The 25,566-nt window shown below is 74.0% G+C and carries 26 protein-coding genes and 1 pseudogene; 12 read left to right on the forward strand and 15 right to left on the reverse strand.

Annotated elements, in window-relative coordinates:
• Window positions 1-42: 42 nt before the first annotated feature.
• Window positions 43-690: a dihydrofolate reductase family protein gene (locus AB0424_RS22510; RefSeq protein ID WP_366308093.1), complete on the forward strand. Its 648-nt coding sequence runs from the start codon at window positions 43-45 to the stop codon at window positions 688-690.
• 46 nt (window positions 691-736) lie between these two features.
• On the opposite strand, the gene AB0424_RS22515 is transcribed toward AB0424_RS22510, so the two are convergent.
• Window positions 737-1,183 (reverse strand): Lrp/AsnC family transcriptional regulator, encoded by a 447-nt coding sequence (locus AB0424_RS22515; RefSeq protein ID WP_366308095.1) that lies wholly within the window; start codon window positions 1,181-1,183, stop codon window positions 737-739.
• 111 nt (window positions 1,184-1,294) lie between these two features.
• Here AB0424_RS22515 and AB0424_RS22520 point away from each other — a divergent pair, with 111 nt between their 5' ends.
• Window positions 1,295-2,254, forward strand: coding sequence for an SMP-30/gluconolactonase/LRE family protein (locus AB0424_RS22520; RefSeq protein WP_366308096.1), 960 nt, complete (start codon window positions 1,295-1,297; stop codon window positions 2,252-2,254).
• 34 nt (window positions 2,255-2,288) lie between these two features.
• Here the strand turns inward: AB0424_RS22520 and AB0424_RS22525 are convergent, their stop codons facing one another.
• Complete coding sequence (locus AB0424_RS22525; protein WP_366308098.1) at window positions 2,289-3,404, reverse strand: hypothetical protein; 1,116 nt, start codon at window positions 3,402-3,404, stop codon at window positions 2,289-2,291.
• A gap of 169 nt (window positions 3,405-3,573) precedes the next feature.
• Entirely contained in the window at window positions 3,574-4,323 is a 750-nt protein-coding gene (locus AB0424_RS22530; RefSeq protein ID WP_366308101.1) for a PIG-L deacetylase family protein, read from the reverse strand.
• Window positions 4,324-4,501: 178 nt separating this feature from the next.
• On the opposite strand from AB0424_RS22530, the gene asnB reads away from it, so the two are divergent.
• The 6 genes from asnB (at window position 4,502) to AB0424_RS22560 (ending at window position 12,086) form a co-directional block, all read left to right on the forward strand.
• Window positions 4,502-6,307, forward strand: a complete 1,806-nt coding sequence (gene asnB / locus AB0424_RS22535; RefSeq protein ID WP_366308103.1) for an asparagine synthase (glutamine-hydrolyzing) — start codon at window positions 4,502-4,504, stop codon at window positions 6,305-6,307.
• Window positions 6,308-6,829: 522 nt separating this feature from the next.
• Entirely contained in the window at window positions 6,830-7,651 is an 822-nt protein-coding gene (locus AB0424_RS22540; RefSeq protein ID WP_366308105.1) for a hypothetical protein, read from the forward strand.
• 91 nt (window positions 7,652-7,742) lie between these two features.
• Complete coding sequence (locus AB0424_RS22545; RefSeq protein WP_366308106.1) at window positions 7,743-8,489, forward strand: SDR family oxidoreductase; 747 nt, start codon at window positions 7,743-7,745, stop codon at window positions 8,487-8,489.
• Between the two features lie 105 nt (window positions 8,490-8,594).
• Complete coding sequence (locus AB0424_RS22550) at window positions 8,595-10,160, forward strand: class I tRNA ligase family protein (RefSeq protein WP_366308108.1); 1,566 nt, start codon at window positions 8,595-8,597, stop codon at window positions 10,158-10,160.
• Between the two features lie 196 nt (window positions 10,161-10,356).
• Entirely contained in the window at window positions 10,357-11,661 is a 1,305-nt protein-coding gene (gene mshA / locus AB0424_RS22555; protein WP_366308151.1) for a D-inositol-3-phosphate glycosyltransferase, read from the forward strand.
• 218 nt (window positions 11,662-11,879) lie between these two features.
• A complete protein-coding gene (locus tag AB0424_RS22560) occupies window positions 11,880-12,086 on the forward strand; it encodes a hypothetical protein (RefSeq protein ID WP_366308109.1) in 207 nt (68 codons plus the stop codon).
• A 175-nt stretch (window positions 12,087-12,261) separates the two neighbouring features.
• Here AB0424_RS22560 and AB0424_RS22565 read toward each other — a convergent pair whose 3' ends face one another.
• The 7 genes from AB0424_RS22565 to AB0424_RS22595 all read right to left on the reverse strand — a co-directional run bounded on the left by AB0424_RS22565 (window position 12,262) and on the right by AB0424_RS22595 (window position 18,072).
• Entirely contained in the window at window positions 12,262-13,314 is a 1,053-nt protein-coding gene (locus AB0424_RS22565) for a helix-turn-helix domain-containing protein (protein ID WP_366308111.1), read from the reverse strand.
• A 90-nt stretch (window positions 13,315-13,404) separates the two neighbouring features.
• Window positions 13,405-14,436: a helix-turn-helix domain-containing protein gene (locus AB0424_RS22570; protein ID WP_366308113.1), complete on the reverse strand. Its 1,032-nt coding sequence runs from the start codon at window positions 14,434-14,436 to the stop codon at window positions 13,405-13,407.
• 99 nt (window positions 14,437-14,535) lie between these two features.
• The gene (locus tag AB0424_RS22575) at window positions 14,536-14,976 is read right to left on the reverse strand and encodes a transcriptional repressor (protein WP_366308115.1); all 441 of its coding nucleotides are present in this window, start codon (window positions 14,974-14,976) and stop codon (window positions 14,536-14,538) included.
• A gap of 101 nt (window positions 14,977-15,077) precedes the next feature.
• Entirely contained in the window at window positions 15,078-15,938 is an 861-nt protein-coding gene (locus AB0424_RS22580; RefSeq protein ID WP_366308117.1) for a class I SAM-dependent methyltransferase, read from the reverse strand.
• Between the two features lie 234 nt (window positions 15,939-16,172).
• The gene (locus tag AB0424_RS22585; protein ID WP_366308119.1) at window positions 16,173-16,652 is read right to left on the reverse strand and encodes a GNAT family N-acetyltransferase; all 480 of its coding nucleotides are present in this window, start codon (window positions 16,650-16,652) and stop codon (window positions 16,173-16,175) included.
• 122 nt (window positions 16,653-16,774) lie between these two features.
• Window positions 16,775-17,686, reverse strand: a complete 912-nt coding sequence (locus AB0424_RS22590) for a M56 family metallopeptidase (RefSeq protein ID WP_366308121.1) — start codon at window positions 17,684-17,686, stop codon at window positions 16,775-16,777.
• Window positions 17,683-18,072, reverse strand: a complete 390-nt coding sequence (locus tag AB0424_RS22595; protein WP_366308123.1) for a BlaI/MecI/CopY family transcriptional regulator — start codon at window positions 18,070-18,072, stop codon at window positions 17,683-17,685. The genes AB0424_RS22590 and AB0424_RS22595 overlap by 4 nt, the downstream gene beginning before the upstream one ends.
• An 82-nt stretch (window positions 18,073-18,154) precedes the next feature.
• On the opposite strand from AB0424_RS22595, the gene AB0424_RS22600 reads away from it, so the two are divergent.
• On the forward strand, window positions 18,155-18,310 hold the full coding sequence (locus AB0424_RS22600; protein WP_366308125.1) for a hypothetical protein: 156 nt from the start codon (window positions 18,155-18,157) through the stop codon (window positions 18,308-18,310).
• Window positions 18,311-18,331: 21 nt separating this feature from the next.
• On the opposite strand, the gene AB0424_RS22605 is transcribed toward AB0424_RS22600, so the two are convergent.
• From AB0424_RS22605 to AB0424_RS22615, 3 genes are all read right to left on the reverse strand, one after another.
• Window positions 18,332-18,613: a metal-sensitive transcriptional regulator gene (locus tag AB0424_RS22605; protein ID WP_366308127.1), complete on the reverse strand. Its 282-nt coding sequence runs from the start codon at window positions 18,611-18,613 to the stop codon at window positions 18,332-18,334.
• 35 nt (window positions 18,614-18,648) lie between these two features.
• Entirely contained in the window at window positions 18,649-20,916 is a 2,268-nt protein-coding gene (locus AB0424_RS22610) for a heavy metal translocating P-type ATPase (RefSeq protein WP_366308129.1), read from the reverse strand.
• 240 nt (window positions 20,917-21,156) lie between these two features.
• Window positions 21,157-21,441: a heavy-metal-associated domain-containing protein gene (locus tag AB0424_RS22615; protein ID WP_366308153.1), complete on the reverse strand. Its 285-nt coding sequence runs from the start codon at window positions 21,439-21,441 to the stop codon at window positions 21,157-21,159.
• Between the two features lie 193 nt (window positions 21,442-21,634).
• Between AB0424_RS22615 and AB0424_RS22620 the strand changes: the two genes are divergently transcribed.
• The 3 genes from AB0424_RS22620 to AB0424_RS22630 all read left to right on the forward strand — a co-directional run bounded on the left by AB0424_RS22620 (window position 21,635) and on the right by AB0424_RS22630 (window position 24,375).
• Window positions 21,635-22,618: a hypothetical protein gene (locus AB0424_RS22620; RefSeq protein WP_366308131.1), complete on the forward strand. Its 984-nt coding sequence runs from the start codon at window positions 21,635-21,637 to the stop codon at window positions 22,616-22,618.
• A 51-nt stretch (window positions 22,619-22,669) separates the two neighbouring features.
• Complete coding sequence (locus AB0424_RS22625) at window positions 22,670-23,368, forward strand: copper homeostasis protein CutC (protein ID WP_366308133.1); 699 nt, start codon at window positions 22,670-22,672, stop codon at window positions 23,366-23,368.
• Between the two features lie 98 nt (window positions 23,369-23,466).
• A complete protein-coding gene (locus tag AB0424_RS22630) occupies window positions 23,467-24,375 on the forward strand; it encodes an aminoglycoside phosphotransferase family protein (RefSeq protein ID WP_366308135.1) in 909 nt (302 codons plus the stop codon).
• Between the two features lie 160 nt (window positions 24,376-24,535).
• Here the strand turns inward: AB0424_RS22630 and AB0424_RS22635 are convergent, their stop codons facing one another.
• Both AB0424_RS22635 and AB0424_RS22640 read right to left on the reverse strand, forming a co-directional pair.
• Window positions 24,536-25,324, reverse strand: a complete 789-nt coding sequence (locus AB0424_RS22635) for an ABC transporter permease (RefSeq protein ID WP_366308137.1) — start codon at window positions 25,322-25,324, stop codon at window positions 24,536-24,538.
• Window positions 25,321-25,566, reverse strand: a pseudogene (locus AB0424_RS22640) (ABC transporter); the annotation flags it as partial. The pseudogene AB0424_RS22640 and the gene AB0424_RS22635, both read right to left, overlap by 4 nt.

Here is a 25,566-nt window from a genome sequence, read left to right on the forward strand (position 1 = left end):
GGTCCACCCCCTGTCGGCAGGGTACGAGCGAGGAGGACGGACGTGGGGCAGTTGTTGCGGGTGCAGAACTTCAACGTCTCCAGCGACGGCTACGGGGCGGGGGTCGGGCAGAGCCTGGAGCGGCCCTTCGGGCACGCGGACCCCGGGGCGATGTTCTCGTGGGCCGGGGCGACGGCGAGCTGGCCGATGCGGACGGACCCCGGGGGCAGCCGGGGCCTGGACGACTACCTGACGCGTGACTACCCGCGGAACATCGGCGCGGAGATCATGGGCAGGAACAAGTTCGGACCCCAGCGCGGACCGTGGCAGGACCACGAGTGGCAGGGCTGGTGGGGCGACGAACCGCCTTTCCGTACACCGGTGTTCGTGATGACGCACCACCTGCGGCCGTCGTTCGCGCTGGGTGAGACGACCTTCCACTTCGTGGACGACGAGCCGGAGAAGGTCCTCGCTCTGGCCCGTGAGGCCGCCGACGGCAAGGACGTGCGGCTCGGCGGCGGGGCGACGACGATCCGGGAGTTCCTGGACGCCGGCCTCGTGGACACCCTGCACGTGGCGGTCTCGCCCCTGGAACTCGGCGACGGGGCGCGGCTGTGGGAGTCGCCGGAGGAGCTCGACGACCGGTTCCACCACGACGTGGTGCCGAGCCCGGGCGGCCGGGTGACGCACCACCTGTTCTGGCGGAGGTGACGAGGAGGAGCGCGGCCCCGGCCACCGCCGGCCGGTGCTCGCCCGGTCAGTTCTCGATCAGCGGCGACACGGGGCGCTCGAAGAAGGTCTCCAGGACGACGGTGGCCTGGGTGCCGCTGACGCCCTCGATGGCGTAGAGGCGGCGCAGGACGTCCTGGAGCTGCTCGGTGGTGGCGGTCCTGACCTTCACGAGGACGGAGGCGCTGCCGGCGATGACGTGGGCCTCCAGGATCTCGGGGAGGGCGGCGAAGGCGTCGGCGGAGTCGCCCATCCAGGCCGTGGAGTCGACCATCACGTAGGCGAGGACGCCGCCGCCGACGGCCGCCGGGTCGACCTCGGCGGCCGTGCGCCGGATGACGCCCCGCTCGCGGAGCTTGCGTACGCGCTCGTGGGCGGCCCCCGCGGAGAGGCCGGCGGCCTGGCCCAGGGCGGCGTAGGACTGCGTGGCGTCCTGCTGGAGCCGGGCCAGCAGGACGCGGTCGATGTGATCCACGACTCTCCGTTCGGTGATGTGTTGTCATGACCGTAGCTCATCCTGCAATGTTCACGACCAGCAGGATGGCATTCGGTCGATGACCGCAGTCGATGGAGGGGGAAGGGTTCCGTGACCAGCGAGCGCCCTGGGCTGTACGAGATGTTCGACGAGCGGTTCCGCACCGGGCGGTGCATGAACGGCGACGATGCGCCGGAGGTGCTGTTCACCGGCTGCCGCTGGGCCGAGGGCCCGGTCTACGTGCCGGCCTGGCGGCAGGTCGTGTGGAGCGACATCCCCAACGACCGGATGCTGCGGTGGGACGAGGAGACGGGCGCGGTGAGCGTCTTCCGCCGCACCGCCGGGCACACCAACGGCAACACGCTCGACCGGCAGGGCCGGCTCGTCACCTGCGAGCAGGGCAACCGCCGGGTGACCCGCACCGAGCACGACGGCACCGTGACCGTCCTCGCGGACCGGTGGAACGGCAAGCGGCTGAACAGCCCGAACGACGCCACCGTGAAGTCCGACGGGTCGATCTGGTTCTCCGACCCGGACTTCGGCATCACCAGCGACTACGAGGGCTACCGGGCGCAGAGCGAGATCGGCGCCAACCACGTCTACCGGGTCGACCCGGCCACGTGCGAGGTGCGGATGGTCGCCGACGGCTTCGGGGCGCCGAACGGGCTGGTCTTCTCGCACGACGAGCGGCAGCTGTACGTCTCCGACACCCGCGCGGGCCTCATCCGGGTCTTCGACGTCCGCGACGACGGCACCCTGTCCGACGGTGAGGTCTTCGCCGACGCCGCCCACCGCGAGCGCGCCCGCTTCGACAACCTCCGCTTCGACGACGAGGGCCGCCTCTGGGTCGCCGCCATGGACGACGGCGTGCACTGCTACGACCCCGACGGCACCCTCATCGGCCGGCTGAACCTCCCCGAGGCGGTCGCCAACGTCTCCTGGGGCGGCGCGAAGCGCAACCGCCTCTTCATCACCGCCGAGACGAGCCTCTACTCCGTCGTCATGGCCGTCACGGGCACGCATCCCACGGGCCCGGGCCACCGGCCGTGGCGGACCGCCGCGGCCGTCTGACCCGCCGCACGGCCCCGCTGCCGCGACGGCCCCGTCAGCGGTTCCGGAAGCCGAAGCGGTCCCGCCGGGCGTCGTCGGTGTCCTGCTGGTCCTCGGCCACGGCGACGACCATGGCGCGGAGGGGGCCGTCGAGGTGGTCGGCGAGGGCGCGGGTGGCGAGGTCGAGGTCGGCGAGGAGGGGGCTGTAGTCCGCGGCGACGGCGGCGCCGAGGGAGCCGCTCGCGGCGAGGGCGTCGAGGTCGTACACGGCCCGGGCGAGCGCCGTCGTGGTCTTGCCGCGGAGGTGCTCGGCGGCCTTGGCGAGACCGTCGGCGGCGCGCCTGTGCTCGTCGTGGTCGACGAAGACGTTCCAGTTGCCCGCGGTCGTGCCCGCGGTCGTCCCCGCCAGGGGGTCCGCGTGCCGGGCGCCCGCCGCGCCCGCGATCCCCGCTCCCGCGCCGAGGCCGTCGGCGCCGCCGCCCGTCGCCCCGGCGACACCGGATCCGCCGCCGACGGCCCGGCCCGCCCCGCCGGTCGCCCCGGCGATTCCCGCCCCGCCGCCGACGGCCCGACCCAGGCCGCCCGTCGCCCCGGCGACACCGGCCCCGCCGCCGACGCCCGGGCCCATGCCGCCGGATGCGCCGCCGAGTGCGGCGGGGACCGACGGCAGGGCGGCGACGTCCGCAGAACCCCGGGCGCGGGACGCGCTGTCGTGGGCGTCGGCGGTGGTCGTGCGGACGTTCTCCTCCAGGTCCTCGCGGGCGACGTCGACGTGTCGCCGGAGTGCGGCGTCGGGAGGGGTGGTGGCCAGGTCGGGGTGGATCGCCGCGAGGTACCCGACGATCTGCTGGGCCCGGTGCTTGCCGATGACGATCGTGTCACCGCAGGACTGCACCCCGGCGGCGATCTCGATCGTGGCGCGGGTCGTCCGCCCGAAGCAGGAACGGACGCGGGACCAGTGCTCCTCCAGCGCCTTCATGGCCTCGCCGCGCCCGCTGGAGAGCAGCCGCTCCACGGCCTTGTCGGCGTCGGCCGCGTCGTCCCCGAGGGACGACGCGTACGCGCGCAGGTTGCGGTCGGCGTCCCCGGACCGGTCCTCGTTCGCCTCGATCCAGGGCAGTGCGTACCGGCGCATCAGCGCCGCTTCCTCATCCGTCCGTTCGACCGCCATGACGCGAACTCCCCCAGGGTCACCGTCTGTTGGGCATCGACGGTCTCATGTGGCCCTTGCACCTACAAGAGTCGGGAAGGGGTGGGCGAGGGTGGCCGTCGGGGGAGGGGGCGGACGGTCGGGGGCGGACGGTCGGGATCCGGTCTCCCGGCCGGTCGATGTGCGTGATTCAGTCGATGTGCACGATCTGGAACGCCTCCGCCATGCGGCCCGGAGGCAGTCCGCCCGCCGCCGCGTGCTCGCCGAGCCAGGTGCGCAGGAGGCCGGCGAGGTCGTCGAAGTGGGCGGTCTGGGAGGTGTGGATGCGCAGCGCCTCGACCTTGCGGTCGAAGACGGAGGTGACGTCGACGTACTGGTTCGGGGTGGGGCCGGTCATCAGCCAGAGCTCGTGGACCGTCCAGGGCTCCAGTCCCTCCTCCTTGAGGAGTTCGGGGTGGGCGAAGGGGTTGCGGGCCTCCGGGTACACCGCGCGCAGGCAGGCGTCCCCGACCGCCCGGTGGTCGGGGTGGAGGTCGGCGACGCGCGCCCAGTTGATCTCGGGTGAGGGGATGACCGCACGCTGGGGGCGCACCTCGCGGATGACCCGGCACAGGTCGCGGCGCAGCTCCACGGAGGCTTCCACGAAGCTGTCGGGGTAGCCGAGGAAGCGGACGTCCGCGACGCCGCTGAGCTTGGCGGAGTGCACCTGCTCGGCGCGGCGCAGGTCCGCCATCGCCTGCCGGGGGAGCTGTTCGTCGTAACCGCCGGCGCCGCCGTCCGTGACGATGCAGTACGTGACGCGGGTGCCGCGCGCGATCCACTGCATGACCGTGCCGCTGACGCAGAACTCGATGTCGTCCGGGTGCGCGGCCACGACCAGCAGGGATTCGGGCGCGCCCCGGTCGGTGAGCTGGGTGAGATCGGTCGCCAAGTCCTCCATGGGGCAAAGCCTGTTGGGGCGGCCGGGGGCGTCGCAAGGCCGACCCGTGGCGTGAACTGGACATGGCACTTACGCGCCATTCAAAAACTTGGTAGATTCAAATCATTGAGGTCGACCAGTGTGGCAAGTGCGTGAAGACGTCCACGACGGACACTTCGGATTCGGAGAGGCGACCGCCATGTGCAGGATTCTCGGCTCCTTCGCCGCGGGAGCGGACCGGCCCGACCCCGCCGAACTCGCGGCGGCCTCGGCCCGCCAGCGGCACGGCGGCCCCGACGAGCACCACATACTCAGCGGACCCGGCTGGTCCCTCGGCTGCGACCGTCTCGCCGTGACCGACCCGTGCGGCGGACAGCAGCCCTACCGGCTGCCCCACCTCCCCGGCATCCTCGCCGTCCTCAACGGCGAGATCTACAACCACGCCGAACTGCGCCGCACCCTCGCCGCCCGCGGCCACCGCTTCCCCGACCTCTGCGACGGCACCGTCCTCCCCGCGCTCTACGCCGAACACGGCCCCGCCTTCGCCGAACACCTCGACGGCATGTTCGCCGTCGCCGTCCTCGACCTGCGCCCCGGAACCACCGGACTCGTCCTCGCCGTCGACGACATGGGCATGAAACCCCTCCACCTCCACCACGACCCCCGCGACGGATCCACCCGCTTCGCCTCCGAGATCCCCGCCCTCCTCGCCTTCGAAGGCGTACGGATCTCCCCCCGCGAGGACGCCCTCGACACCGTCCTCGCCACCCGCACCTCCTTCTCCGCCCACACCGCCCTCGACGGCGTCAGCGTCCTTCCGCCCGGCGCCACCGCCCTCGTACGGCCCGGCACCGCACCCGTCGTCCGCCGCCGCGGCGCCCACCGCGCCACCCCCGTCGGCGACACCCAGGACGTCCTGCGCCACGAGGTGCGCCGCCTCGCCCGCGCCGAACTCCCCGTCTGCGCCATCACCAGCGGCGGCCTCGACTCCGGCCTCGTCACCGCGCTCGCCGCCGAACACGCCCGCGAGACCGACGCGCCGCCCCTCCACACCTTCCACCTCACCTACCGCGGCCGGTGGCCCGGATCCGAAGCCGCCCACGCCCGCTCCGTCGCCCGCCGCGCCCGCACCGTCCACCACGAGGTCGCCGTCGACCCCGACGAACTCGGCTCCCTCCTCACCCGCACCGTCCGCCACCTCGGCCAGCCCAACGCCGACCCCGTCACCGTCTCCACCTACGCGCTCTTCCGCGCCGTCCGCCAGAACGGCTTCACCGTCGCCCTCACCGGCGACGGAGCCGACGAACTCTTCGGCGGATACGACCGGATGAGCGCCGCACTCGCCGCCCCCGCCGGCGCCGACTGGGCCGGCGCCTACACCGACGCCCTCTCCGCCGCCCCCCGGCTCCTCCGCGAGCACCTCTACACCTCCCACTACCGCGCCTACATCGCCGACCAGGGCTCCGCCGCCGACCGCATCGAACAGGAACTCCGCTCCGCCGAGGCCGTCGGCGAGGACCGGCTCACCGCCATGACCGCCTTCGAGACGCGCTGGCGGCTCCCCGCCTACCACCTGCGGCGCGTCGACCACCTCTCCATGGCCTGGGCCGTCGAAGCCCGCATGCCCTTCTGCCAGCCCGCCGTCGTCGCCCACGCCCGCGCCCTCCCCACCGCCGCGCGCACCGGCAAGGCCGCGCTCCACGAGGCCGGCGCCGAGCTCCTCCCCGCCGGAGTCCTCCGGCGCCCCAAACAGCCCTTCACCCTGCCCGTCGCCGCCATGCTCGCCCCCGGCACGCCCCTCCTCGACACCGTCCGCGAACTCCTCTCCCCCGCCCGCCTCGTCCTCGGCGGCCGCCTCCGCGCCGACCGCGTCTCCCGACTCCTCGCCCGCCACCTTGAACGGCCCAGCCACCACGACGCCCAGGCGCTCTGGGCTCTCGCCGTCCACGAGCTCTGGACCGACATCATCCAAACCCTCCGCCTCCCCCTCGACTACGCCGCATGACCCCCCGCCGTGCCACCCGGGCGGGCCCGCCTGTCGCCTGGGCCCGCGCCCTGCCCCCCTCGTACGGCCCCGCCCCGTCCCTGCGAGCCCGCGCCCCTCGTACGGGCCCCCGGCCCGCGCCCTCGTGCGGGCGCACGCCGCGGCTGGGCCGGGCCCTGGCCCCCCGCCGTGTGGGCGCACGCCGTGGCAGGGCCGGGCCCTGGCCCACCTCCGTGTGGGCAATCGTCCCGCTGGGGCGGGACGGGTGGGCACACGGGACGGCGCGCCTGGCCGCGCCTCCGCCTCTTGTGCCTGGACCCGCACCAGCAGTGCGCCGCGCGTGGGGTGCGGGCCCGGGGCGCTGAAGCCTAGGCCCGGCAGGGGGCGCCGTTCCGTTGTGCCCACCCGTTCCGCCCCAGCGGAACGATTGCCCACAACGAGGGCGGCACCGGCCCGGCGGAACGATGGCGCACAACGGGAGGGGGAGGGGGAGGGGTGAGGGGAGTGGTGGTGGGGGTGGAGGGGGCGCCGGGGCCGACGTTGGTGGTGAGAGCCGAGGCGCTGCCGACAGGCGCGGGAAGCGAGGTCGCGGAGGCGAGAGAGGCGCTGGTGGGGACGGCGTACGAGGGGATCGGGAAGATCGCGCTGTACGAGAGGGCGGGGGCGACGCTGAGGTACCGGTTCGTGCAGGCCCTGCCGGACGGCGGGTTCGACTTCCGTGCGGGGTGCGGGCATTCGCTGCTGGCGTGCGTCGTGGCGGAGGGGCGGGGCGGGCCGGTCGAGGTGCGGGCGGTGACGACGGGGGACGTGGTGCGGTGCGAGCCGGAGGGAGACGAGGGGGACGAGGGGCACGCGTACACGCTGAGTTTCCTGAGGCCGCCGGGCGGACCGGGGACGCTGCCCACGGGGAGGGCGGTGGACGTGCTGGACGGGGTGCCGGTGTCGATCGTGCGGTACGGCAACCCGTACGTGTTCGTGGACGCCGGACGGGTCCCCGCGGAGGACGACGCGCTCAGGCGGCGGCTGCTGGGGCTGCGGGCGGAGGCCGCCCGCGTGCTGGGGTACGCGCAGGGCTCGGCGCTGCCGAAGATCGCGGTGTTCGCCGACGGCGGCGCCGAGGGCCCGGCCGTGCGGGCCCTCACGGTCGGCGGCTGGCATCCGCGGCTGGCGGTGACCGGGGCCGCCGCGTTCGCCGCGGCGGGGGCGATCGGGGGGACGGTCGTGCCGGCCGTGGACGGCGAGGTGCGGACGCCCGGCGGCACGGTGACGGTGTCCGCGGGGCGGGACCGGGTGCGGGTCCACCACAAGCGGGCCGAGGTGCTGGAACGCCTCGAACTGCCGTGGCGTGTCCACGCAACGGCGTGAACGCGCAGGCCGCTCGGAGGGCTTGGCGTGTGTTTCCTCTGCGACGCTGAAATGGACCGGCAATCGGTATCCGTGGGGAGAGCAGACACACATGAAATTCGAGAATCTGCGTGTCGTCGTGACCGGGGCGTCCCGCTATTTCGGTCGCGCGCTCGCCGTCGGATTCGCGCATCTCGGCGCGGAGGTCTATGTGTCGGCGAGGACCGTCGAGGCCGCCGAGCGGACCCGTGCGGAGGTGATGGGTTCGGCGCGTGACCGGATCCACGCGTTCGGCTGCGACCTGAGCAGGCCCGCGGAGATCCGTGATTTCGCGGCGCGCGTCGGCGAACGCACCGACCGCGTCGACCTGTTGGTGAACAACGGGGCCCGGTGGCTGGACGGCATGGACCTGGAGGCCGCGAGCGACGCCGAGATCGTGGAGACGATCGAGTCGACGGCCGGCGGCACGGTCCTGATGGTGAAGCACTTCCTGCCGCTGCTCCGCGGCTCGCTGCGGCCCGACATCGTGAACATGGTGGCCGTCCGCGACGCCGGAGGCGCCTCCGCGGCGACGGCGGGCGCGGCGCACGAGGCGTTCTGGGCGGCGAAGAGCGCCCAGGCGGGGTTCGCGGACATCCTGTCGCGGCGGCTGCGGCCGTCGGGGGTGCGCGTCTTCTCCCTGTTCCCGCCGGACTTCTCGACGTCGGACCCGCGCTTCGCGGAGTGGGACGGCTCCGATCCGGACGGGGTGGCGCCCGACGAGAAGCTGACGACGCAGGCCCTCTTCGAGTGCGTCGTCTACGCCGTCGAGCAGCCCCGCGACTGCTTCATCCGCTCGTTCCACTTCGAGCCCCGCTGACCGCCACCCCCCGAACGACCGAGACCCGCTGACCGCCCTGCGCCGACAGCGCCCCGCCGCACGCGACCGCTGAAGCCCACCGCACCACAGCGTCAAGGAGGTCCCATGAGCACCCCTGTCTGGATCACCGCGACTCCTCCCGCCACCCACGGCGAACTCCACATCGGCCATCTGGCCGGGCCGTACGTCGCCGCCGACGTCCTGACGCGCTTCCTGCGCGCGGAGGGCGAGGCCGTCCGGTTCACCACCGGCACCGCGGACCACGCCTCCTCCGTCGAGGTGCGGGCGCTGCGGCACCACCGCAAGCCCGAGGAGGTCGCGGAGGGCTACCGTGCCGCGATCACCGCGGACTGGCTGCGCTCGGGCGTGGAGTTCGACCACATCGTGAGCCCGCGCCGCGACAAGGGCTACGGGCGCTGGGTGCAGGACCTCTTCGGCCGGCTGTTCGCGCAGGGGGTCATCGCGCCCCGCACGCGGCTCCTGCCGTACTGCGAGCCGTGCGACCGCTGGCTGTACGGGGCGCACGCGAGGGGCGGCTGCCCGCACTGCGGCGCCGTCAGCGACGGCGGCACGTGCCACGAGTGCGCCCGGCCCAACGACGGCGGCGACCTGATCGGGGCCCGCTGCGCGCTCTGCGACACCCCGGCGGTGGCCCGCCGCTGCCGCCGGCTGTACGTGCCCCTGGAGCCGTTCCGGGAGACGCTCGCCGACTACTGGGCGACGGCCGGTCTGCCGCCGCGCCTCGCGGCGCTCTGCGAGTCGCTCGTCGAGGACGGCCTGCCGGACATCGCCGTCGGCCACCCCGCCGAGTGGGGCCTGCCGGTGCCGGTCGAGGGCTTCCCCGACCACCGGATCGACGGCTGCTTCGAGGCCGCCGCGATGCACCTGTTCGGCTACGACGTCACGGGCCCGCTGCCCCGCCGCGCCATCCACTTCTGCGGTTTCGGGCACGCCTTCTGCCACGCGGTGCTGCTCCCGGTGCTGCTCCTCGCGCAGGACGTCAAGCTGCCGCAGGACTTCAACGTCAACGAGTCGTACGTCATCGAGGAGGGCGTCCAGGAGGGCAACGTGTGGGCGCTCGACCTGCTCACCGAGTACGGCTCCGACAGCCTGCGCCGCCATGTCCTCCAGGCCCGCCCGCTGGGCCGCCGCACGGTCTTCCACCGGGACCGGCTCGCCGCCGCCCGGCTGGAGCTGGACGAGAACTGGAACAGCTGGCTGTCGCGGCTCTTCTCGTCCGTCCGGGAGGAGTGCGGCGGGCTCGCCCCGCAGGCGCTGCCCGGCGGCACCGGCTGGGACGTCCTGGAGCGGCGGCTGCACCGGGGGGTCGACGACCTGCGCGAGGCGTACGGCCCCGACGCCTTCGACCCGCGGCGGGCGGTGGCCGTCCTCGACGAGATGGTCCGCTCGGTGGCCGACTTCGGTCATGTGAACGCCCACGAGCGCTGCCGCCCCAGCACCTCGTGCCGTCATCTTCCGGCGCTGGCGGCCCAGTTGTCGGTGGCGTCCGCGCTGTCCGCGTGGGCGCGGCCGGTGATGCCGGAGGGTGCCGACCGCCTCGCAGCGGCGCTCCGGGCGGAGCCGGGCCGGCCGGTCGACTGGCAGGCCCTGTCGGCCCCGCTGCCGGGGACCAGGCTGGCGCCGCCCTCGGGCCCGGTCTTCGGCTTCTGACGGTCCGGGGCCGGCCCCGGACGACCGGCCCCGGCCCCCGCACGACCTCTCCTCGCACCGCGCGAACCGCCCCGGCACCCGCACCCGCACGACCCGCACCCTCACCCACCCTGCCGCGTGACCGTGCGCGCCAGCGACGCGCAGGGACACGTGGCCCCCCACTCCACAGGAGCTTCACGTGTCCCTGCGCGTCGCCATGCTCAGCGTCCACACCTCCCCGCTCCACCAGCCCGGGACGGGGGACGCCGGCGGAATGAACGTCTACATGGTCGAACTCTCCCGCGCCCTGGCCGAACTGGGCGTGGAGGTCGACCTCTTCACCCGCTGCCGGGGCGAGGACCGGCCCCGGACCGTGGAGCCGGCCCCGGGGGTGCGGGTGCGTCATCTGCACGCCGGGCCGCGCGGGCCGCTGCCCAAGGAGGCCATGCCCGACCTGGTGGTGCCGTTCTCGCTGGCGCTGCTCAAGGAGGAGCGGCGGTACGACCTGCTCCACTCGCACTACTGGCTCTCGGGGCAGGCGGGCCGGATCGCCTCGGTGGGCTGGCGGGTGCCGCTCGTGCACACGGCCCACACGCTGGCGCGGGTGAAGAACGCCTCACTGGCGGCGGGCGACACCCCCGAGCCGGAGCTGCGGGTGCGCGGCGAGCACCAGGTGGTGGGCGCCGCCGACCGGCTGATCGCCAACACCGCCGACGAGGCGGAGGCGTTGCGCACGCTGTACGGGGCGGAGGGGGAGCGGACCGAGGTCGTGCGGCCCGGGGTCGACCTGCGGACCTTCCACCGGGGTGAGGGCCGGGCGGCCGCCCGGGCACGGCTCGGGCTTCCGGCCGACGCGTTCGTGCCGCTCTACGCGGGCCGCATCCAGCCGCTGAAGGGGCCGGACGTGCTGGTGCGGGCGGTCGCCGAGCTGCTGCGGGAGGCGCCGGACCTGCGGCGCAGGCTGCTGGTGCCGGTGATCGGGGGCCATTCGGGCGCGTCCCGCGAGGGGACGGTGTGGCGGCTGGCGGAGGAGCTGGGCGTCGCCGACGTGCTGCGGCCCCTCCCGCCGGTCCCGCAGGCCGCGTTGGCGCAGTGGTACCGGGCGGCCGACGTCCTGGTGGTGCCGTCGCGCAGCGAGTCGTTCGGCCTGGTCGCCCTGGAGGCGCAGGCGTGCGGGACGCCGGTCCTCGCGGCGGCGGTCGGCGGGCTGCCGACCGCGGTGTGGGACGGGGTGACGGGGCTGCTGGTGCGCGGTCACGACCCGGTGGAGTACGCCCGGCGGCTGCGGTGGCTGGCGGCCCGTCCGGAGGTGGTGGAGACGATGGGGGAGGCGGCGGTGCACCACGCGGGCGGGATGAGCTGGCGGGCGTCCGCGGCGCGGACCGTCGAGGTGTACCGGGGGGCGCTCGCGGAGACGCGTCGGCCGGCCGTGCGCGGGATGGTGGGGCAGGGGCGGCGGCACGCCCCTGCCCCGGCGGCCCCTCTCTCCTGGAGGAACGAGAAGGCCGTAGCACAAGTCTAGCATCTCTTTTGGTTCGACCAAAGGTATGGCGAGCTCCGGATGCCTCAATTCCGTTGCGGGAAAGGCGTATTGACGCATCCACGCCATGGCGGGTCCACGCACCGAGTATCCCTGGATTCGCACTCGAGGCCGGGACAGTATGGAGATGTCTTCAGGGAACGCCCGGCGGCACGGGCCCCCGGAAGGCGGAAATCCCCATTCCGAATCCTGGAGGAATCATGTCCGCTGCGCAGAACTCCCGCCTCGCCACCGCCGTCCGTCAGCTCCTGGTCGCGATGGTCGCCTGTACGGCCGTCGCCGGTGGCGCCGCCCTCGCGGTCTCGCCCGACGGCGACCCCGTCGTCCCGCAGACCGTCGCCGGCGTCGCGGACGACAACGGCTGGCCGGTCGCCCCGCCGAAGCCGACCCCCAGCCCCACCAACTGAGGCAATTGCCAGGGGAATGCCCCCGGAATTCCGTGACCGCCCGGCCCCGTGATCGCTGCCACGATTGCGGGGTCCGGTGTTTTCCGTGACTCCGCGCCTTTCCGTGCCTCCGGGCCTTTCCGCGCGTCCGGGCCTTTTCCGTGCGTCCGGGCCTTCACGGAGAATCCCGCGCGCCTCAGTCGAGCCAGCCGAGCCGCACCGCCCGGGCCCCCGCCTCGAATCGGCTCGTGGCCCCCAGCTCCTGCATCAGCTCCGAGATCATCCGGCTGACCGTCCGCAGCGACACCCCGAGCGTCCGCGCGATCCGCTCGTCCTTCATCCCCGAGGCCAGCATGTGCAGCGCCGCCCGCTGCTGCTCCGACAGGCCGTCGCCGCCCGCCTCCGTCGCCGCCTCCACGCCGTACGGCGTCGCCGTGTGCCAGCAGTGCTCGTACAGGCTCAGATAGGGCCGCACCAGCGCGCTGCCCCGCGCCAGGATCGCGCCCTCGCCGGGCTCCTCGGGCCGGATCGGCACCAGCGCGAACTGCTGGTCGGCGATGATCAGGTTCATCGGCACGACCGGTGCCAGCCGGATCTCCACCCCCAGCTCGGCCCGCTGCCCGAGGAACTTCTCCATGTGCGGGTCCGTCGCCTCCTGCCGGCCGTAGATGGCCCGCACCCGCACCCCGTTGGCGATCTGGCGCCGGTCCCGGTCGAGCATCCGGTCCGGGTTCTGCCGGCCCGGCGTCCCCGGGTGCAGCGCCGCCGAACTCTCCTGCATCACGTCCGTGATGTCCTCGATGGCCTGCTGGATCCTGCGGTAGTCGGTCAGCGCCTCGACATGCGCCTCCGCCCGGGTCAGCGCCTCCGCCCGCAGATAGGAGCCCGCGAGGATCTCCAGCGTGCTGTACGCCTCGTCCGCCTCGGCCAGGTGCTCCCGCAGCCGCTCCCGCTCCCGCTCCAGGAGTCGCAGCAGCGCGATCTCCGGATCGATCGCCGCCACCGTGTCCGTCTCGGAGCGCCAGCTGCCGTCCTGCACGGCCGTGACCGTGGCGTGTGCCTGCCCCGTCGGCACGATCAGACCCAGGGCGAGGAGTTCGGCGCGACATCGCTCGTACTCCTCCGCCGCGAGCCCCAGCGTCCTGCGGACCTCCTCGAAGTCCGAGACGCCCCGGCGGCGCAGCTCCTGGTACACGGCCAGCAGGACGTCGGTCGCGCCGTCCCCGATGCCGTCGCCCGCAGTGACCATGGCGAAGTGACCCCCCTCATCCTCCGAGTCGCCCCGCCCTCACCCTGTCATACGGCTCGGCGGGCATCCGTGCCATGTCAACTCCTCGTACTAGGCCACGGGTTCCGGCCCCTCACCGTCCAGCAGGCCGAGCCGGGCCGCCTTCACCCCGGCCTCGAATCGGCTGGCCGCGCCGAGCTCCTGCATGACCTCCGACAGCAGCCGGCTGACGGTCCGCAGCGACACCCCGAGACTGCGCGCGATCTGCTCGTCCTTGATGCCGGACGCGAGCATGTGCAGCGCGGCCCGCTGCTGGTCGGAGAGGCCGTCGCCGCCGCTCTCGCCCGGCTCCTCGCCGTACCGGGAGGCCGCCTGCCAGCAGTACTCGTACAGCGCGAGGTAGGAGCGCACCAGGCCCGGGCCGCGGGCGAGGATGACGGGGGAGTCCTGGTCGTGCGGGTCGGTCGGCAGCAGGGCGAAGTTCTCGTCGGCGAGGACCATGTTCATCGGGACGACGGGCGAGAGGCGCAGCTCCACGCCGAGGGCGGCCCGGTCCGCCAGGTGCTGGGTCATCTCGGGGACGGTGCCGACCCGGCGGCTGTACATCGCGCGGACCCGCACCCCGCGGGCCGCCCGCGAGCGGTCCCGCTCCAGCTCGGCGGCCATGTCGTCGCGCCGCACCGAGCCGGTGTGCATGACGTGGACGGCGCCGCGGACCGACTCCGTCAGATCCGCCAGCTCGCGCGCCACCCGCTGCGGGTCGGTGACGATCTCCACCTCGACCTCGGAGCTCGGGGCGGCGCCGGTCCGCAGGAACGGCCCGGCGAGGGCCTCGATCGCGGTGTGCGCCCGCCCGGCGGCGGCGAGCCGGTCCTGGAGCCGGTCACGCTCGCGGCGCAGCAGCCGCAGGAGGGCGACGTCGGGGTCGACGACCCGGGTGGGGGCGGCGGGGGCGGCCGGGTCCGCGGCGGTGGTCAGTCCTAAGGAGGCGAGTTCGTCGCGGCAGCGCCGCCGTTCCTCGGCGGAGAGGCCGAACCGGTCCGCCACCTCGTCGAAGCCGGCGTCGGGGCACGCCCGCAGCTCCTGGTACAGGGCGAGAGCCTGTTCGCTCCCCACGCGGGTCACGGCGGCGTTTCTGGACACGGCGCAGCTGACTCCCCTCGGATCCCGCGGGATCCCTGATGAATCGCCCCGCTAGACCCTGCCACACATTCCAACGACACGCACGGAGTTGACCGTGGATCAGACGGTGGAGGCGTTCGCCCGGCAGTCGGGGCACAGACCCTTGAAGACGATCTCCGCGTCGTCCACCCGCCACTGCGGAAGGGCCCGGCGGGGCGGCTCCGGGGCGGCGGCGGAGACGTTCTCCACGCGGCCGCAGCCGGTGCACAGGGCGTGCTGGTGGGGCGGACCCGAGATCTCGAAGACGGCCGGCAGGCCCGGCCGGTCGAACTTGCTCACCAGGCCGGTCTCCTGGAAGTGCCGCAGCATCTCGTACACGGCCTGGCTGGTCAGCGTGCCGAGCCGCTCGCGGGCCGTGGTGGTGATCGCCTCGACGTCGAGATGGCCGCCGGCCGCGAGCACCGTGAGCACCTCCAGGCGCGGGCCCGTGACCCGCAGCCCGACGTCGCGCAGGCGCTGGATCACCGCCTCGCGGCCCGTCAGCTCTTCCACGACTGCCATCTTCTCCGCCCGTCCGCGCCGCCTGGTCGGCTCAAACCTTTGTGGGCATCGTACCTCTTGCCCGCCCGCCCCGGCAGGCGTCCTTCGGCCGTTCCGCCCGGTCAGTCGCCGGTCCTGCACACCAGCAGGACGCTCTCGGTCCGGTCGTCGATCCGGTGGCGCCGCCGTCCCTCGACGTGCAGTCCGGCCGCGTGCAGCTCGGCCGCCAGCCGCTCCGGGTCCACGATCCACTTGTCGGTGGTCAGCACCACCCGCTCCGTGGACAGCTTGCCGGTCCGGGCCGCGTAGTACGTGATCCGCTCGCTCATCGACGGCAGGTCGAAGACCTGCCGCGCCACCACCCACTCGTCGATGCCGTCGAAGCGGGGCACCTGGAAGGCCCAGGTGCGCTGCGGCTCCGCGACCAGCCCCGGCATCCGGTGCGCCGTGTAGTCGAGGGCCAGCGCCCCGCCCGTCTCCAGGTGGGCGGCGACCTCCCGCAGCAGCGCCGGCCGGCTCGTCGGCGGTACGGCGGAGACCATCGCCCCCGCCAGGAGCGCGAGCCGGTAGCTGCCGTCGAGGCGGAGCTCCGTGAGGTCGGCCCGGTGCGTCACGACGAGCCCGGCCACCTGCGGGCCGATCCGCCGTGCCCAGCCGTCGAGGCGCTCCAGGGCCGAGGCGTCCCGGTCCACGGCCTCCACGGCGAAGCCGTGGCGGGCGAAGGGGACGGCGAGCCGCCCCGCTCCGGAGCCGAGGTCCAGGACGGGTCCGCCGGCGGAGCGGGCGAGGCCGAGGTAGCGGACGATGTCCGCGCTGTGCGGGCCGAGCAGGGCGTCGTGCAGCCACACGGAGCCCTCGTCGGCGGGGGAGACCGACTCCAGCCCGGGAAGGGTGTCCGCGGTGACCCGGACACCCGCGCCGGGGGAGGGCTCCGCGGCCCGGTCGTATCGGGACGGCAGGACCGGCGCGAGCGCTGCGGGCACGACGGGCAGGGAAGTGCCGCTCGGTGTGTGCATCCGCTCCTCCAGGGGCTCGCTCGGTCCATGCCGTCCGGACGAGGTACCCGTGCCGCCGGGACCGCGCCGCTGGACCCATCGTGACCTGGGGAGGGAGCCCCGATCCACCGGATCGGGCTGCGTGAACACGCGATGGCGTGGATCTGCCACGGTCCCCGCGAGGAGGAGGCGCGTCGGGCGAGATCCGGAAGAGGCCGCCCCCTAGAGCGGTCTGGCCAGTCGGCCGGGGCTGAGCGGGGTGAAGCCCTGGTCGGCGTAGAAGGGGAGGGCCGGGTCGGCCTCGACGGGGAGCTTCACGCGCTGCTCGTGGGCGTCGTAGGCCCGCATCCGCTCGCTCGCCGCGCCGAGCAGGGCCGTGCCGACGCCGGTACGGCGCGAGCCGGGCGCGACCGCCAGCGCGTACACCTCGCCCTCGCCGGGCACCGGGACGCCGCCGGCGGCCATGCCGACGACCGAGCCCCGCGTGTCCGTGGCGACCAGCCAGCCGAGCCATCCGGGTGCTCCGCCCGGAATTTCAATTTCCGCGCGTATGCGGGGGAGTGCGCATTGGGCCGAGATCAGCCGTCGCATCGGGATTTCGTCCAGTATTCCGGCGTAGCTGCTCCGGATGATGTCGGCCAGCAGCCTGGATATCGTCGTCGCGTCGCCGGCCGCTGCCGTGCGAACGCCAGCGAGCTGCATTGGTTTTGCACCCTTCGACGTACCGTGTCCCAGCCCCAACGTACCCACGATAGCGGCGAATTCGACGCTCCGTGACCGATGCGAAATCTACGAATTCGCTTAGTAAATAACGACGTTCGCCATTACCGGGGGAACGCGCAGCAGGCGACGATCAGGGGTGTCATCGCGAAGGCCGCCGCCGCGATCGTGAACAGCCCGCGGAGCACGGGGTGTCCGGCGCTGTGGGGCATGAGGATGCGGCGCATGCGCAGCGCCGCCGACGGCCCGCCCGCGGCGAACGCCGAGCGCGGCGCCCGCCCCGAGGCCAGCGCGTACAGCGCGGTCGCCAGCGCGTCCCGGGTGCACCGGCGCAGCGCCCGGTCGTCGGCGGCCATCTCGAGCAGCAGCGGTACGGCTCCGCCGCCGTGCCGGGCCAGCGGGAGGCGCGGGAAGACGGCGGCGAACGCCTCGGCCGCCGCGACGAGGAGATGGTGCCGTCCGGTGATGTGCGCCCGCTCGTGGGCCAGGGCCGCCGCCAGTTGGTCGGGGGTCAGCGTGTGGACCGCGCCCGAGGTGACGACGACCCGGCGCGAGCGGCCCGGCAGGCAGTAGACCGCGGGCCGCTCGTCGTCGAGGACGGTGGCGCGCAGCGCGGGGTCGTACCGTCCGACCAGGCGCAGCACCCCCGCGTGCCGCACCCGCACCCGGCGGGCACGGGCCAGCCGGCGGACGAAGGCGCCGGCGGGCACGGCCAGGACGGCGAGCGCGAGCGACAGGGCGAGCGTCTCGCGGCCGTCGAGGGCCAGTAACCGGCCGGGGCCGGGCGGCCGGAGGGTGAGCGCCATGTCCGTGAGGCGGTGGCTGCTCTCCCTGGTCAGGACCATCTGGGCGGGCAGCAGGGCCGCCGCGCCGGCGAAGACGGCCCCGCAGGCGGCCCAGACGCCGAGCGCGAGCCGGGGGGCCTGCTGGGCCCAGCGGGACCGGACCACCAGCCAGGGGACGAGGCAGCCGGTCAGCAGGACGAGCCCGAGGGGGACGAGGACGTGGTGGTTCACGCGCCGCCCCCCGCCGGGCCGTCGGGCGCCGCGCCGCGGGCGGCGCGCAGGGCCGCGTCCAGGGCGGCCATGTCCTCGTCCGAGATGACCTCGACGAACCGGAGCAGGGCGGCGGGGCGGTCCCGGCTGTCGCCGAGGGCGTCCCGCATGAGGCCGGCCGTGTACTCCTCGCGGCCGCGGACCGGTTCGTACAGCCAGGCCCGTCCGGCCTTCTCGCGGCGGAGCCAGCCCTTGCGGTGCAGGATGTCCGCCACGGTCATCACGGTCGTGTAGGCGACCCTGCGCTCCCGGTTGATGTCGTCGACGACCTCGCGGACCGTGGCGGGCCGCCGCCAGGCCCACAGCCGGTCCATGATCTCGGCCTCCAGCTCACCCAGCCGGCGCACATGGATCCCCTTCCCCCTGGGCGGTTCATCGTACGGTCCGCCTCCCCGCTCCAGGTATACCCCCCAGGGGTACGATGGCGGGATGTCGACCCTCATGGGCAACCGCCCCTGCGCGAAGGTCTGCGGCCCCGGCCTGCCCGGTGCGGCGGAGCTGGTGCTCCTCCGCCGGGTGCTCGGACTCTGCCTTCGCCTGAGCATCAGGCTGTCCGCCGACTGTCCTTCGCCCAAGGGCGGTTGATCCCTCCGAGGAGGCCGGTCGCTACGTCCGGATGAGCCGGGCGATCGCCCTCGACGCCTCGCCCACCTTCTCCTTCGCCTGGTCCCCGCCCTGGGCGATGGCCTCCGTGACGCAGCAGCTGAGGTGCTCGTCCAGAAGGGCCACCGCACAGGACTGGAGCGCCGCGTTGATCGCCGAGACCTGGGTGAGGACGTCGATGCAGTAGACGTCCTCGTCGACCATCCGCTGGACCCCCCTGACCTGCCCCTCGATGCGCCGCAGGCGTCTGATGATGTCTTCCTTGTGCTGTCCGTAACCGGCCACGACGGGCTCCTCGGGGTTCGGCGGGAAGGGGTGCGTCAGCGGTCGGCGGCCTGGAAGCCGCGCAGCCGCAGGCTGTTGCCGACCACGAAGACCGAGGAGAAGGCCATGGCCGCGCCCGCGATCATCGGGTTGAGCAGCCCGGCCGCGGCTAGCGGCAGGGCGGCCACGTTGTAGGCGAAGGCCCAGAAGAGGTTCGAGCGGATGGTGCCGAGCGTCCTGCGGGACAGCCGGATCGCGTCCGCCGCGGCCCGCAGGTCTCCCCGTACGAGGGTCAGGTCGCCGGCCTCGATCGCGGCGTCCGTGCCGGTGCCCATCGCCAGACCCAGGTCGGCCTGGGCGAGCGCCGCCGCGTCGTTCACACCGTCGCCGACCATGGCGACCGAACGCCCCTCGGCCTGGAGCCTCTTGACGACGTCGACCTTGTCCTGCGGCATGACCTCCGCGATGACCTCGTCGATGCCGACCTCGGCGGCGACGGCCTCGGCGACCGCCTTGTTGTCGCCGGTGAGCAGGATCGGGGTCAGGCCCAGGGCCCGCAGCCGCCGGATCGCCTCCGGGCTGGTCTCCTTCACGGCGTCGGCGACCTCCAGGACCGCGCGCGCCTCGCCGTCCCAGGCGACCGCGATGGCGGTCCTTCCGGCCTTCTCGGCGGCCTCCTTGGCGGCCTTGAGGGACGGGGTGAGCTCCATCGCCCACTCCTGGAGCAGCTTCTCCCGGCCGACGAGGACGGCGCGGCCGTCGACGACGCCCTGGACGCCGAGCCCGGGGATGTTGGCGAAGTCCTCGGGGGTGGGCAGGGTGCCCACCTTCGCGGCGGCGCCGGTGGCGACGGCCTGGGCGATGGGGTGCTCGGAGGAGTGCTCCAGGGCGCCGGCCAGGCGCAGGACGTCGGTCTCGTCCGTACCGGCGGCCGTGTGGACCTTGATGAGCGTCATCCGGCCGGTGGTGACGGTGCCGGTCTTGTCCAGGACGATGGTGTCGACCTTGCGGGTCGTCTCCAGGACCTCGGGGCCCTTGATGAGGATGCCGAGCTGGGCGCCGCGGCCGGTGCCGACCATGAGGGCGGTCGGGGTGGCCAGGCCGAGGGCGCAGGGGCAGGCGATGATCAGGACGGCGACGGCCGCGGTGAACGCGGCGGTGAGTCCCTGCCCGGTGCCCAGCCAGAAGCCGAGGGTGCCGAGCGCGAGCGCGATGACCACGGGGACGAAGACCGCGGAGATCCGGTCGGCTAGGCGCTGGGCGGCGGCCTTCCCGTTCTGCGCGTCCTCGACGAGCTTCGCCATCCTGGCGAGCTGGGTGTCGGAACCGACGCGGGTCGCCTCGACGACCAGCCGGCCACCGGCGTTCAGGGTGGCGCCCGTGACGGAGTCGCCGACGGAGACCTCGACGGGCACGGACTCGCCGGTCAGCATCGACGCGTCGACGGCCGAGGAGCCCTCGACGACGGTGCCGTCGGTGGCGATCTTCTCGCCCGGACGGACCAGGAAGCGGTCCCCGACCTGGAGTTCGGCCGTAGGCACGGTGACCTCGCGGCCGTTCCTGAGGACCGTCACCTCCTTCGCGCCCAGCTGCATCAGCGCCTTCAGCGCGGCGCCCGCCTTGCGCTTCGAGCGGGCCTCGAAGTACCGGCCGGCCAGGATGAAGGCGGTGACGCCGGCCGCGGCCTCCAGATAGATGTTCCCGGCGCCGTCGGTGCGGGCGATCGTGAACTCGAAGGGGTGCGTCATGCCCGGGGTGCCGGCGGTGCCGAAGAACAGCGCCCACAGCGACCACAGGAACGCGGCGATCGTGCCGACCGAGATCAGCGTGTCCATGGTGGCCGCGCCGTGCCGGGCGTTGGTCCAGGCGGCCTTGTGGAAGGGCCAGGCGGCGTACACGACGACCGGCGCCGCGAGCGTGAGGCTCAGCCACTGCCAGTACTCGATCTGCAGCGCCGGGACCATCGCCATCGCGATGACGGGCACGGCGAGCGAGGCGGCCGTGATCAGCCGCTGCCGGAGGGGCCGCAGCTCCTCGTCGGCCCGCTCCTCGTCGGAGGGGCCGTCCCCGGTGCCACCGCCCGCGGGCCGCTCCGGCTCCGGCTCGGCGGCGGTGTAGCCGGTGGCCTCGACCGTGGCGATCAGGTCGGCGACGTCGATGTCGGCGTCGAAGGTGACCTTCGCCTTCTCGGTGGCGTAGTTGACGGTGGCCTCGACCCCGTCCATGCGGTTGAGCTTCTTCTCGATGCGGGCCGCGCACGAGGCGCAGGTCATGCCGCCGATGGCGAGCTCGACCTGGGCGGGGCCCGGAGTGGTCGTCGTCATTTCCTGCTCCTCTTTTCCTGGGGGCTCGGTTCGCCTCCGGGGCGCTGGTGCCGGTGTCGAGTCGGCGATCGTGCTCGACCCTCCTTCGTCGGGCCTCCGCGCGCTCGCCGTCTCGACACCGACGCGCCCCTTCGGCTCACCCGCCTGGGGGGCCGGGCCGGGCCGGGGCCGCCTGCCGGGCCGACCTTCAGGTACCGGGACGGGGGACGCCGGTGGGTGTCGGTCGGCCCGGCGGGCGGATCAGGCCCGGCCGGTCAGCTCGTAGCCCGCGTCGTCGACGGCCGCGGTGATCGCGGCGTCGTCGGGCTCGCCGCCGGTGGTGACGGTCACCAGGCCGGCGGTGACGTCGACGTCCACGGAGATGACGCCGTCCAGCGCGGTGACGGAGGTGGTGATCGCGGTCCTGCAGTGGCCGCACGTCATGCCGGAGACGGCGTAGACGGTGACGGTGCTGTCGGCGACCGCGGTGGCGGTGGTCTCGCCGGTGGTCGAGCAGCTGTTGTCGGGGGTGCAGCAGGAGCCCATGGCTTCCTCCTCGGTCGGTTCCACTTCATCGATACCCTCGGGGGGTATCCGGTCCTGAGTCATGTATACCCCCCGGCCGTATGGACCCGCAAGCGGTTCCGCGACTTGACTTGATACCCCCCAGGGGTATGGTGAAGTGCATTGAAGGGGTCGCCACGGCGCACCACGTCCACCCACGCACGGGAGAGCAGCCATGAACACCGGAGTGAAGATCACTGCCTATGCCGCCGCGCTCGTCGCGACCTTCGGGACCGCGTACGGGGTCGGCGTGGGGGTCGGCCCCGTCGAGGAGTCGGCGAAGGCCGGGCACGGCGACCACGCGGCCGCGCCCTCGGAGAGCCCGGCCGCCGACGGGCACGCCGGTCACGGGGAGGGTGCGACCCCGGACTCCGCCGCCGCGGAGCTCCCCGGCGGTCTGCAGGTCTCCCAGGACGGCTACACGCTCGCCCTGGAGACGCCGACACCCGCGGCCGGCCGGAGCGTCCTGAAGTTCTCGATCAAGGACGCGGCCGGACGGAAGGTCACCGCCTTCACCACCGAGCACGGCAAGGAGCTGCACTTCATCGTCGCCTCGCGGGACCTCACCACCTTCCGTCATCTGCACCCGGTCAAGGCGGCCGACGGCACCTGGTCGGTGGCCGCGGACCTCCCCGCCGCCGGGGGCTACAAGGCGTTCGCCGACTTCAAGCCCGCGGCCGCCGGCGCCAAGGGCGTCACGCTCGGCGCCGACCTCTCCGTGCCGGGGGCGTACGCGCCGAAGCCGCTGCCGGCCGTCGCGGCGACCGTCGCGGTCGACGGCTACCAGGTCCGTCTCGGCGGCACGCTGGACCCGGGCAAGGCCGGAGAGCTCCGGCTGACCGTGACCAAGGGCGGAAAGCCGGTCACCGATCTGGAGCCGTACCTCGGGGCGTACGGACACCTCGTCGCCCTGCGCGACGGCGACCTCGCCTATCTGCACGTGCACCCCAACGAGGGGGGCCCCGGCCCGGACGTCTCGTTCACGGCGACCGCGCCCAGTGCCGGGACGTACCGTCTCTTCCTGGACTTCCAGCACCAGGGGAAGGTGCGCACGGCGGCCTTCACCGTCACGGCCGGCGCCACCGGTGCGACCGGTCCGGCGACCGTTCCCGGGGCCGGCGAGGCCACGCACGGTGCGGGAGGCCACGCGCACGGCTAGTCTGGTCATTGGACTAGACCTGTAGCCGGCACGCGTGGAGGAATGGGCTCGATGAGCAACCGTGCAGTCCTTGAGGTGATCGCCCTCGACGAGGAAGACGCGGTCGCCGCCCAGACGGGTGGGGCCGACCGCCTCGAACTCGTCACCGACATGGCGGCGGACGGGCTCACCCCGTCCCGGGCCCGCTTCGCCGCGATCCGCGCCGCCGTCGACATCCCGCTGCGGGTGATGCTCCGGCTCACCGACGGATTCTCGGCCGGCGGCCCGGAAGGCGTCGACGCCCTGGTCGCACGGGCCGCGGAACTCCGTGAGGCCGGCGCCGACGAGTTCGTCCTCGGCTTCCTCACCCCGGACGGCGAGCCGGACCTGGTGGCCGTCGAACGGCTGATCGCCGTCCTCGACGGCTGCCGCTGGACCTTCCACCGGGCCATCGACCGCGCCGCCGACCGCGACGGCCTGCGCAAGCGGCTCGCCGACCTCCCGGGGCTCGACACCTACCTCACCGCGGGCTCCGCCACCGGCGTCGACGACGGCCTCGCCACCCTCAAGGCCGAGGCCGCCCGGGCCGGCGAGCCCGGCTACGAGGCCCGGGTCCTCGTCGGCGGCGGCCTCCGCCTCGACCACCTCCCCGGGCTCCGCGCCGACGGACTCGACGCCTTCCACATCGGCGGCGCCGCGCGGCCCCAGGGCTGGGCCGCACCGGTCTCCGCCGACGCCGTCCGCACCTGGCGCACCGCGATCGACGCGTAGGACCCGTCGGCGGCGGCCGGGTCCGCCCGGCCGCCGACCGCCCGCCCCCGGGGAAATCGCCTCGCCGGACGGGCGGGACGGCCGCTACCCTCCGCGCCATGGCAGCCACCCCGACGCGACCCGACGAACCCGACATCGACACCGGCCTCGTCGCGGGGCTCGTCGCCCGCCGCTTCCCCGCCTGGGCCGGACTGCCGGTACGGGCCGTGGACTCGGCCGGCACCGACAACGCCATGTTCCGGCTCGGCGACGAACTCGTCGTCCGGCTCCCCCGCGTCCCCTCCGCGGCGCGCCAGGTGGAGAAGGAGCAGCGCTGGCTGCCGCGGCTCGCCCCGCACCTGCCGCTGGCCGTCCCCGTCCCCGTCGGGCGGGCCGAGCCGGGGGACGGATTCCCGCTGCCCTGGTCCGTGTACCGCTGGCTCGACGGCGCCGACGCCTTCGACGCCCCCGTCACCGACCTCGCCCACGCGGCGGTCGCGCTGGGCCGCTTCGGACGGGCCCTGCGCGCCGTCGACGCGAGCGGCGGGCCCCGGTCGTTCCGGGGCGGCCCGGTCACCGCGTGGGAAGAGGGCCACCTCCCCGCCGCGATCCGCGACCTCGGTGCCGACGGCGTCGTCGACGCCGAACTGGCCACCGCCGCCTGGGAGTCGGTCCTGCGCCTGCCGCAGTGGCAGGGCGCCCCCGTGTGGATCCACTCCGACCTGCTGCCCGGCAACCTCCTCACCCGCGGCGGCCGCCTCAGCGCCGTCATCGACTTCGGCGGCCTCGGCACCGGCGACCCGGCCTGCGACATGATGCCCGCCTGGACCCTGCTCACCGCCGGCACCAGGGACCTCTTCCGCGAGGAGTCCGGCGCCGACGACGCCACCTGGGCGCGCGGCCGCGGCTGGGCCCTCGCCTGGGGCCTGGTGACCGAGCACTACTACCGCGCCGGCAACCCCGTCCTCGCCGAGGTCGCCCGCCGCACCCGCACCGAGGCGCTGGCGGAGTTCGCGGCGGCCCGCTGACCTGCCCGCACGGAGGTCCCGCGGACACGGCGAAGGCCCGTCGCTGCCATCGGAGACGGCGGTGACGGGCCTTCGCGGGTTCGGTCGTGCGGGGGAGGGGGTCCTGCTCGTGCCGGGATTCCTGCTCGTCCGGGCATGTCGGCCCGCGTACGCAAGACGCCTACTTGGGGTCGCGGTCGAACTGGGCCTTTGACCAGCGGTATCCGAGTGCGGTGAGCGCCAGGCACCAGACGACGGCGATCCAGCCGCTGTTGCCGATCTCGGTGCCGAGGAGCAGGCCGCGCAGGGTCTCGATGGCGGGGGTGAAGGGCTGGTACTCGGCGATCGGCCGGAACCAGCCCGGCATGGTCTCCAGCGGGACGAAGGCGCTGGAGATCATCGGCAGGAGGATCAGTGGCGTGGCGCTGTTGCTGGCGGCCTCGGCGTTCGGGCTCCCCATGCCCATCCCGACCGCGATCCAGGTGAACGCCAGGGCGAACAGGGCCACCAGGCCGAAGGCCGCGAACCACTCCAGGGCCGTGGCGTCCGTGGAGCGGAAGCCGATCGCCGCGGCGACGGCGCCGACGAGGGTCACACTCGCGACCGATTGCAGGACGCTTCCGGCGACGTGGCCGAAGAGGACCGAGCCGCGGTGGATGGCCATGGTGCGGAAGCGGGCGACGATGCCCTCCGTCATGTCGGTGCAGACGGAGACCGCGGTGCCCACGGTGGTGGCGCCGATGGTCATCATCAGGATGCCGGGGACGATGTACGCGATGTACGCCGAGCGGCCTCCGCCGCCGCCGATGCCGGCGCTCATCGCGTCTCCGAAGACGTAGACGAAGAGCAGCAGCAGCATGATCGGGGTGAGCAGCAGGTTCAGGGTGAGCGACGGGTAGCGGCGCGCGTGCAGGAGGTTGCGGCGCAGCATGGTCGTCGAGTCGCGGACGGCGAGGGAGAGGGAGCTCATCGGACGTTCTCCTTGGTCGGGTTCTGCTGGCCGGGGATGTCGGGCGTGGCGGTGAGGGCGAAGAAGACGTCGTCGAGGTCGGGGGTGTGGACGGTGAGTTCGTCGGCTTCGATGCCGGTGGTGTGGAGGTGGTCGAGGAGGGTGCGCAGGGCGCGTTGGCTGCCGTCGCCGGGGATGTGGAGGGTGAGGGTGTCGTCGTCGCGGGTGGCGTCGGTGAGGGTGTGGGCGGCGGTGCGGTAGGT

It is taken from the genome of Streptomyces sp. NPDC051180, from assembly GCF_040689545.1.
Classification (GTDB): Bacteria; Actinomycetota; Actinomycetes; order Streptomycetales; family Streptomycetaceae; genus Streptomyces.

Bases quoted from the DNA above. Each gene is read 5' to 3' on its own strand.
- AB0424_RS22575 (WP_366308115.1), bottom strand. From the start codon at position 14,976: ATGGCAGTCGTGGAAGAGCTGACGGGCCGCGAGGCGGTGATCCAGCGC.
- AB0424_RS22560 (WP_366308109.1), top strand. From the start codon at position 11,880: ATGTCCGCTGCGCAGAACTCCCGCCTCGCCACCGCCGTCCGTCAGCTC.
- AB0424_RS22550 (WP_366308108.1), top strand. From the start codon at position 8,595: ATGAGCACCCCTGTCTGGATCACCGCGACTCCTCCCGCCACCCACGGC.
- AB0424_RS22525 (WP_366308098.1), bottom strand. From the start codon at position 3,404: ATGGCGGTCGAACGGACGGATGAGGAAGCGGCGCTGATGCGCCGGTAC.
- asnB (WP_366308103.1), top strand. From the start codon at position 4,502: ATGTGCAGGATTCTCGGCTCCTTCGCCGCGGGAGCGGACCGGCCCGAC.
- AB0424_RS22635 (WP_366308137.1), bottom strand. From the start codon at position 25,324: ATGAGCTCCCTCTCCCTCGCCGTCCGCGACTCGACGACCATGCTGCGC.
- AB0424_RS22615 (WP_366308153.1), bottom strand. From the start codon at position 21,441: ATGGGCTCCTGCTGCACCCCCGACAACAGCTGCTCGACCACCGGCGAG.
- AB0424_RS22625 (WP_366308133.1), top strand. From the start codon at position 22,670: ATGAGCAACCGTGCAGTCCTTGAGGTGATCGCCCTCGACGAGGAAGAC.
- AB0424_RS22620 (WP_366308131.1), top strand. From the start codon at position 21,635: ATGAACACCGGAGTGAAGATCACTGCCTATGCCGCCGCGCTCGTCGCG.
- AB0424_RS22630 (WP_366308135.1), top strand. From the start codon at position 23,467: ATGGCAGCCACCCCGACGCGACCCGACGAACCCGACATCGACACCGGC.
- AB0424_RS22530 (WP_366308101.1), bottom strand. From the start codon at position 4,323: ATGGAGGACTTGGCGACCGATCTCACCCAGCTCACCGACCGGGGCGCG.
- AB0424_RS22565 (WP_366308111.1), bottom strand. From the start codon at position 13,314: ATGGTCACTGCGGGCGACGGCATCGGGGACGGCGCGACCGACGTCCTG.
- AB0424_RS22585 (WP_366308119.1), bottom strand. From the start codon at position 16,652: ATGCAGCTCGCTGGCGTTCGCACGGCAGCGGCCGGCGACGCGACGACG.
- AB0424_RS22545 (WP_366308106.1), top strand. From the start codon at position 7,743: ATGAAATTCGAGAATCTGCGTGTCGTCGTGACCGGGGCGTCCCGCTAT.
- AB0424_RS22610 (WP_366308129.1), bottom strand. From the start codon at position 20,916: ATGACGACGACCACTCCGGGCCCCGCCCAGGTCGAGCTCGCCATCGGC.
- mshA (WP_366308151.1), top strand. From the start codon at position 10,357: ATGCTCAGCGTCCACACCTCCCCGCTCCACCAGCCCGGGACGGGGGAC.
- AB0424_RS22600 (WP_366308125.1), top strand. From the start codon at position 18,155: ATGTCGACCCTCATGGGCAACCGCCCCTGCGCGAAGGTCTGCGGCCCC.